Genomic DNA, 7,692 nt, shown 5'->3' with positions numbered 1-7,692 from the left:
TGAGGGGCTGAGCCATGGGTCCATGGGCCAACCGGGGGGGCCTCCGGCGGCCTGGCAGGGGCCTGATAGATCAACAGCCAGAAACCAGTTCACCAACCGCCTCACACACAGAAATACTGACAGCCCCGCACGCGGGATGGCTATAATCTCGCGCTTTGCCTTGCCGCACTGCTAACGACGCAGCAGGCGGCTTTCCATCCACAAGCAAGGGGTATCGATGTCGCGTCATTATGAAATCATCCTGCTGATCCACCCGGACCAGAGCGAACAGGTTCCAGCCATGCTGGAGCGCTACAAAGGCCTGATCACCGCCGGCGGCGGCAAGGTCCACCGTGTGGAAGACTGGGGTCGCCGCCAACTGGCCTACCTCATCAACAAGCTGGCCAAGGCCCACTACCTGCTGCTCAACATTGAGGTCGACCAGGCCACGCTGTCCGAACTCGAACTCGCCTGCAAGTTCAACGACGCCGTGCTGCGCCACCTGACCGTGCAGCGCAAGAAGGCAGACACCGGCCCGTCCGTGGTGCTCAAGGCCGTCGAGCGCGAGGAAGCCCGCCGCGCCGCCCAGCCCGAGCACGCCGGTGAACGCGACCGTTGACCGGACCGCGCCAGCCCACCGTTCGCCCGTGAAGAAGGAGTGGAGAACCGCATCGTCCTGAGCGCCTGCATCGCCGAGGCCAAGCCCCTGCGCAGCACGCCCGCCGGCATTCCCGCCATCGACCTGCAGCTCGAGCACCGCTCGCAGCAGCGTGAGGCAGGACAGCAGCGCGAGGTGGCCGCATCGATCAAGGCGGTGGCTTTCGGTGCGGTGGCCGAACGGCTTGCACGGCAGCCCATCGGCAGCGACTGGACCTTCACCGGATTCCTCGCGACACCGCGCAACGGCAGGCTCGCCGTGCTCCACATCCTCGATATCCAGCCCATCTAATTTTCGAAAAGAGGTCCCTCCATGGCCGCATTCAAGAAGTTCAACAAGGACAAGCGTCCGAAGCGCAACACCCAGTCGCTGCTGTTCAAGCGCAAGCGCTTTTGCCGCTTCACCGTCGCCGGCGTCGAAGAGATCGACTACAAGGATGTCGACACCCTGCGCGACTTCATCGCCGAGAACGGCAAGATCATCCCGGCGCGCCTGACCGGCACCCGTGCGATCTACCAGCGCCAGCTCAACACCGCCATCAAGCGTGCCCGCTTCCTGGCCCTGGTGCCCTATACCGACCAGCACAAGCTCTGAAGCCGGGAGGAAAACACACCATGCAAATCATCCTGCTCGACAAGGTCGTCAACCTCGGCAACCTCGGCGAAATCGTCAAGGTCAAGGACGGCTATGCCCGCAACTTCCTGATCCCCAGCGGCCGTGCACGCCGCGCCACCGCCGCCGCCAAGGCTGAGTTCGACGCCAAGCGCGCCGAGCTCGAGAAGGCCGCGGCCGCCAAGCTGGCCGAAGCCCAGGGCCAGGGCGAGAAGCTCGGCGGCTCGACCCTCAAGCTGACGCAGAAGGCTGGCGTGGACGGCCGCCTGTTCGGCTCGGTCACCAATGCCGACATCGCCGAAGAGATCAACAAGCTCGGCTACAAGGTCGCCAAGTCGCAGGTCCGCCTGCCCAATGGTCCGCTGAAGACCATCGGCGACAGCACCGTCAGCGTGGCGCTGCACACCGACGTGGTCGTCGACGTGACCGTCTCGGTCTACGGCGAAACCGCCTGAAGCCGCTGCGGCGCTTCCCCGTCGCCGCACGCACCCAGGAGCCGCCTTCGGGCGGCTTTTGTCTTTGGGGCCAGCGCCGGCCGTGCACCGCTGCCCACCGTCCTTCCACGCCTTACCCCAAGGTTTTCCACAGGCTTGTTCCATGACGCGCGGGCGTGCGAGCGCTAGCATGCAAGGTTGACCCAGGAGTGCTTTCCATGTCCGCCGTGTTCCCCCCGATCGAAGACAGCGGTTTCGTCGAGACCGACCGGCAGGTCGCCCAGCTGCGGGTGCCGCCGCATTCAATCGAGGCCGAGTCGAGCGTGCTCGGCGGCCTGCTGCTGGACAACGGCGCCTGGGACCGCGTGGGCGACCTGCTGATCGACAGCGACTTCTACCGCTACGAACACCGTCTGATCTTCACGGCCGTGGCCGCGCTGGTGAACGCCAGCAAGCCGGCCGACGTGATCACCGTCTTCGAGCATCTGCAGGGCCTGGGCCATGCGGAGGAGATCGGCGGGCTCGCGTATCTCAACTCGCTCGCGCAGTACGTGCCGAGCGCGAGCAACATCCGCCGCTACGCCGAGATCGTGCGCGAGCGCTCGATCCTGCGCAAGCTCGTGACCGCGAGCGACGAGATCGCCACCAACGCCTTCAACCCGCAGGGCAAGGCGATCGACCGCATCCTCGACGAGGCGGAGCAGAAGATCTTCAAGATCGGCGAGGAAGGCTCGCGCATGAAGCAGGGCTTCCAGTCCATGGAGACCCTGGTGGTGGATCTGCTCGACCGCGTCCAGGAGATGGCCGACAACCCGGTCGACGTGACTGGTGTGCCCACCGGCTTCCAGGACCTGGACCGCATGACCAGCGGCCTGCAGGCCGGCGACCTAGTGGTGCTCGCGGCCCGCCCGTCGATGGGCAAGACCTCGTTCGCGGTCAACATCGCCGAGCACGTGGCGCTCAACGAGGGACTGCCGGTGGCGATCTTTTCCATGGAAATGGGCGCCGCCCAGCTTGCGGTGCGGATCGTGGGCTCGATCGGCCGGGTCAACCAGGGCAACCTGCGCACCGGCAAGCTCAGCGACGACGAATGGCCACGGCTTACCGAGGCGATCGAGAAGCTGCGCAACATCTCGCTGCACATCGACGAAACCCCCGGTCTCACGCCCAGCGAACTGCGCGCCAACGCGCGGCGGCTCGCGCGCCAGTGCGGCAAGCTCGGCCTGATCGTGGTCGACTATCTGCAGCTCATGAGCGGCTCGGGCTCCAGCAGCTCCGACAACCGTGCGACCGAGCTTGGCGAGATCTCACGCGGCCTGAAAATGCTGGCCAAGGAACTGCAATGCCCGGTGATCGCGCTGTCGCAACTCAACCGCTCGGTCGAGACCCGCACCGACAAGCGGCCCATGATGAGCGACCTGCGCGAATCCGGCGCCATCGAGCAGGACGCCGACATCATCATGTTCATTTACCGCGACGATTATTACAACAAGGAAAGCAAGGAGCCGAACGTGGCCGAGGTCATCATCGGCAAGCAGCGAAACGGGCCGACCGGCACGGTGAAACTGTTCTTCCAGAAGAACCAGACTCGCTTCGAGAACCTGGCGATGGGCTACGGCGACGAGTATTAGAACGTTGGCGAAGGGGGCTGGTACTCGCTCGCTGCTGGATAGGGGCAGCGCGCGATGACGATGGTCATGCGGCAGGAGAATGCGTGGCGATCGATGCACGTGATTTGGGGCCGCAGTATGGCAATAGGCTCATGGGTTGCAAGAGCCGGTTCGGCCCTCGATGCGGCGGAGTTTCTCCAGGATTGCCGCCGGGTCAAAGTAAATGGATGATTTTGATCGAGCGATTTTTCGATTCGGCTTCTGACGAATCATGGATATCAAATCATCGGTGCGCGGGCCTCCTTGCGCGCTATATGGCACCGATACAATCGGCAGTATGGGTATCGACCTTTTCTTGCCCGCGCTGCTTGTGGCTGCGGGCTTCATGGCGCTGCGGCTGCGCGAGCAGCGCCAGCGCATCGTGCTGCTGGCCAGCCATCTGCGGCACTTCCAGATCGAGAAGCTCATGGAGAACCTGACCGAAGGCTATCTGCGCGGCCTGGGCGAGTCCGAGGCCGGGCGACGCGAGCAGGTCTGGCAGCTGCTGGGCAGCACCGAGAGCGCGTTGGCGGGCCAGGTCACCCGCTTTGCTGCCGGCTTCGCCAAGGTCGGCAGCGACGAGGCGCGGGTCAGCCGCCTGCCGTTCACGCTGCCCTATGCGGGCCGCTGGCTGCCGCGCACCACGTTCGACGTGCGGCAGGCCTTCGCCATCCACGCGCGTGGCCTGTCGGAAGTCGCTGCCAACGCGACGGGCCTGTCGCCGCGCGACAAGGCTTTCATGATGAGCGCCGAGCTGTTCCTCATGCAGCACACCTGTCACTGGTTCTGCAAGTCGCGCACCGTCGCTTCGGCACGGTTACTGGCGCGCCACAGAACTTCGTACGACCAGGTGACCGCCGCCGTCTCGCCGGCCACGCGACGCGACTACCTGGCTCTGGTCAAAGGATGAAATGCATGGATTCCAGCCACGGAGATACCGCCGCCCGGCTCGAAGCGCTGGAGATCAAGGCCGCCTTCGCCGAGGACCTGCTCGATCAGCTCAACCTGGTGATCTACCGCCAGCAGCGGCAGATGGAGGCGCTGACCGAGCAGCTGGCCCAGCTGCGCCAGCAGATGCCGGCGCCCGGTGAGGCGGCGGCACGCAACCCGCGCGACGAACTGCCGCCCCATTACTGACCAGGCTGGCGCGCAATGCCCCGCTGTGCCACGGCGAGCGCAAACATCGGACAATAAGCCGTCCATCTGCCGGGGGGATGAAGCCATGGTCACCGTCGCCGCCGAGATCGCCAACACCGCCGCCCGCCTCGTGGTGGAGGAGGGCGCCGAATACGCCCAGGCCAAGCGCCGCGCGCTCAAGGCCCTGGGCCTGCCGGCGCGCACCGCGCTGCCCGACAACGACGCGGTGGAAGAAGCCGTGGCCGAGTACATCGCTGTTTTCTGTGCCGACACCCAGCCTGGCGAGTTGCGCGCGCTGCGCCAGCTGGCCTTCGTCTGGATGGAGCGCATGGCGGAGTTCCGGCCGCATCTGGCCGGCGCCGTCTGGTATGGCACGGCCACGCGCCGCTCGGACATCTACATCCAGTTGTTCTGCGACGACCCGAAATCCGCCGAGATCGCGCTGATCGACCACCGCGTGGACTACGAACCGCGCACCGTCACCGGCTTCCGGGGCGAATCGGTCGAGGCGCTCTCCCTGTCGTCGTTCTCGCGCGAACTCGGCGAGATGATCGGTGTGCACTTGCTGGTCTACGACCTCGACGACTTGCGCGGCGCCCTCCGGCCCGATGCCCGCGGCCGCACGCCGCGCGGCGACCTGACGGCGGTGCGCCGTCTGCTACAGGAGATACCCTCGTGAGTAATGATCCACAGCGATTAGAAGACGAGCGCCATCAAGGTATACCCCTCGATTCGTCGCCGAGCCGCCGCAGCCTGCTGCGCTGGGGCGTGGCCGCCGCGGCGGTGGCCGCCGGCGCGACGGTGGCTTGGCGCCAGCGGCGGCCGCACGGCGAGCCGGCAGCCGCCGCCGAACCGGTGCCGGGGTTGTGGAGCCAGACCTTCGAGCAGCCCGGCGGCGGCACGCTCGCCCTCGGCGCGCTGCGCGGCAAGCCGTTGCTGGTGAACTTCTGGGCCACTTGGTGCGCACCGTGCGTGCACGAACTGCCGATGCTCCAGCAGTTCCATGCACAGCAGGCGGCCCGGGGCTGGCAGGTGGTCGGTCTGGCGATCGACCAGCCGTCGGCGGTGCGCAAGTTCCTCGACCGCATGGCGCTGGATTTTCCGATCGGCTTGGCCGGGCTGGGCGGCACCGATCTGGCGCGCCATCTGGGCAATGCCGAGGGGGGGCTGCCCTTCACCGTGGTCTTCACGGCGAACGGCACGGTACGGCAGCGTAAAATGGGCCAGCTGACGCAGGAAGAACTCACCCAGTGGGCTGCGGCGCCTGCCTGAAAAATACCCTTGCCCTCGAACAATTTTTGATCTCGTTCTTATGAGATACAAGAAATAGGACGAAGAAGTCAGAAATTGCGCGAAATTGGGGTACATTCGCGCGCTGTCTCAGTTTCTGACGTTGGAGTCCCCATGGATTTGCGCAAACTCAAGACGTTGATCGACCTGGTGTCGGAATCGAACGTCTCCGAACTCGAAATCACGGAAGCCGAAGGCAAGGTCCGCATTGTCAAGGGCGGCGGCACGGTCGTGCAGCAGTTCGTTCCTGCGCAGGCCGTTGCGGCCGCCCCGGTCGCCGCCGCGCCGGCACCGGCCGCCGCGGCCGCGGCTCCCGTGGCTGTCGAAGCGCCCAAGGGCCATACGGTCAAGTCGCCGATGGTCGGCACCTTCTACCGCGCCGCCAGCCCGGGCGCCAATCCGTTCGTCGAAATCGGCGCGCAGGTCAAGGAAGGCCAGACGATCTGCATCATCGAGGCCATGAAGATCTTGAACGAGATCGAGGCCGACAAGTCCGGCACCATCACCCAGATCCTCGGCGAAAACGGCCAGGCGGTCGAATACGGCCAGCCGCTGTTCGTCATCGAGTAATCAGGGCGCGCATGTTCAAAAAGATTCTCGTCGCTAACCGGGGGGAGATCGCCCTGCGGATCCAGCGCGCCTGCGCCGAGCTCGGGATCAAGGCCGTAATGGTCTATTCCGAGGCCGACCGCGAGGCCAAGTACGTCAAGCTCGCCGAAGAGGCGGTCTGCATTGGCCCGGCAGCCTCGCCGCATTCCTACCTCAACATGCCGGCCATCATCTCGGCCGCCGAGGTGACCGACGCCGAGGCGATCCACCCGGGCTACGGCTTCCTGTCGGAGAACGCCGACTTCGCCGAGCGCGTGGAGAAGAGCGGCTTCCAGTTCATCGGCCCCACGCCCGAGTCGATCCGCATCATGGGCGACAAGGTCTCGGCCAAGCAGGCGATGATCAAGGCCGGCGTGCCCTGCGTGCCCGGCTCCGAGGGCGAACTGCCCGATGATCCGGCCGTCATCAAGCGCATTGCCAAGTCGATCGGCTACCCGGCCATCGTCAAGGCCGCGGGTGGCGGCGGCGGCCGTGGCATGCGCGTGGTGCACACCGAGGCAGCGCTGGTCAACGCGGTGCAGATGACCAAGGCCGAGGCCGGCGCCGCGTTCGGCAATCCGGCCGTCTACATGGAGAAGTTCCTCCAGAACCCGCGCCACATCGAGATCCAGGTGCTGGCCGACAAGTACAGGAATGCCGTCTACCTCGGCGAGCGCGACTGCTCCATGCAGCGCCGCCACCAGAAGGTGATCGAGGAAGCGCCGGCGCCGGGCATCCCGCGCAAGCTCATCGAGAAGATCGGCGAGCGCTGCGTGGCGGCCTGCAAGAAGATCGGCTACCGCGGCGCGGGCACGTTCGAGTTCCTTTACGAGGACGGCGAGTTCTACTTCATCGAGATGAACACCCGCGTGCAGGTGGAGCATCCGGTGACCGAGTGGATCACCGGCGTGGACATCGTGCGCACCCAGATCATGGTGGCCGCCGGCGAGAAGCTGCCGTTCACCCAGCGCCAGATCCAGATCCAGGGCCACGCGATCGAATGCCGGGTGAACGCTGAAGATCCCTACAAGTTCACGCCGTCGCCGGGCCGCATCACCGTCTGGCACCCGCCGGGCGGCCCGGGCGTGCGCGTCGATTCGCACGTCTATGCGAACTACTTCGTGCCGCCGAACTACGACTCGATGATCGGCAAGATCATCGTGCACGGCGACACCCGCGAGCAGGCGCTGGCCCGCATGCGCACCGCGCTGTCGGAAACGGTGGTCGAAGGCATCCAGACCAACGTGCCGCTGCACCGCGAACTGATGGTAGACGCCAAGTTCGTCGAGGGTGGCACCAACATCCACTACCTCGAAGAGTGGCTGTCCCAGCGCAAGCGGTGATG

The 7,692-nt window shown here is 65.7% G+C and carries 11 protein-coding genes; all 11 read left to right on the top strand.

The features are described 5' to 3' along the window. The first annotated feature begins 217 nt into the window (after positions 1 to 217). Positions 218 to 598 carry a 30S ribosomal protein S6 gene (gene rpsF, locus GAK38_RS06755; RefSeq protein ID WP_325342576.1) on the top strand — a complete coding sequence of 127 codons (381 nt, stop codon included), beginning with the start codon at positions 218 to 220 and terminating at the stop codon, positions 596 to 598. Between the two features lie 39 nt (positions 599 to 637). Then, positions 638 to 928: a primosomal replication protein N gene (gene priB / locus GAK38_RS06750; protein ID WP_325342574.1), complete on the top strand. Its 291-nt coding sequence runs from the start codon at positions 638 to 640 to the stop codon at positions 926 to 928. Positions 929 to 949: 21 nt separating this feature from the next. Further along, positions 950 to 1,231, top strand: coding sequence for a 30S ribosomal protein S18 (rpsR, locus tag GAK38_RS06745; RefSeq protein ID WP_325342572.1), 282 nt, complete (start codon positions 950 to 952; stop codon positions 1,229 to 1,231). A gap of 20 nt (positions 1,232 to 1,251) precedes the next feature. Next, a complete protein-coding gene (rplI, locus tag GAK38_RS06740) occupies positions 1,252 to 1,704 on the top strand; it encodes a 50S ribosomal protein L9 (RefSeq protein ID WP_325342570.1) in 453 nt (150 codons plus the stop codon). Positions 1,705 to 1,901: 197 nt separating this feature from the next. Next, positions 1,902 to 3,314 carry a replicative DNA helicase gene (gene dnaB / locus GAK38_RS06735; protein ID WP_325342568.1) on the top strand — a complete coding sequence of 471 codons (1,413 nt, stop codon included), beginning with the start codon at positions 1,902 to 1,904 and terminating at the stop codon, positions 3,312 to 3,314. 322 nt (positions 3,315 to 3,636) lie between these two features. Beyond that, positions 3,637 to 4,242, top strand: a complete 606-nt coding sequence (locus GAK38_RS06730) for a hypothetical protein (protein ID WP_443089169.1) — start codon at positions 3,637 to 3,639, stop codon at positions 4,240 to 4,242. Positions 4,243 to 4,247: 5 nt separating this feature from the next. Then, entirely contained in the window at positions 4,248 to 4,469 is a 222-nt protein-coding gene (locus tag GAK38_RS06725; RefSeq protein ID WP_325342565.1) for a SlyX family protein, read from the top strand. Positions 4,470 to 4,554: 85 nt separating this feature from the next. After that, the gene (locus tag GAK38_RS06720) at positions 4,555 to 5,148 is read left to right on the top strand and encodes a hypothetical protein (protein ID WP_325342563.1); all 594 of its coding nucleotides are present in this window, start codon (positions 4,555 to 4,557) and stop codon (positions 5,146 to 5,148) included. Next, positions 5,145 to 5,741: a TlpA family protein disulfide reductase gene (locus tag GAK38_RS06715; RefSeq protein ID WP_325342562.1), complete on the top strand. Its 597-nt coding sequence runs from the start codon at positions 5,145 to 5,147 to the stop codon at positions 5,739 to 5,741. The genes GAK38_RS06720 and GAK38_RS06715 overlap by 4 nt, the downstream gene beginning before the upstream one ends. A gap of 132 nt (positions 5,742 to 5,873) precedes the next feature. Then, entirely contained in the window at positions 5,874 to 6,329 is a 456-nt protein-coding gene (gene accB / locus GAK38_RS06710) for an acetyl-CoA carboxylase biotin carboxyl carrier protein (protein ID WP_325342560.1), read from the top strand. Between the two features lie 11 nt (positions 6,330 to 6,340). Further along, on the top strand, positions 6,341 to 7,690 hold the full coding sequence (accC, locus tag GAK38_RS06705) for an acetyl-CoA carboxylase biotin carboxylase subunit (protein WP_325342559.1): 1,350 nt from the start codon (positions 6,341 to 6,343) through the stop codon (positions 7,688 to 7,690). Positions 7,691 to 7,692: the final 2 nt, after the last annotated feature.

The organism is Xylophilus sp., assembly GCA_009914555.1.
GTDB lineage: Bacteria > Pseudomonadota > Gammaproteobacteria > Burkholderiales > Burkholderiaceae_C > WNDY01.
Note: the sequence above shows the minus strand (reverse complement) of the source record. Positions and strands in the feature narration are given on the sequence as shown.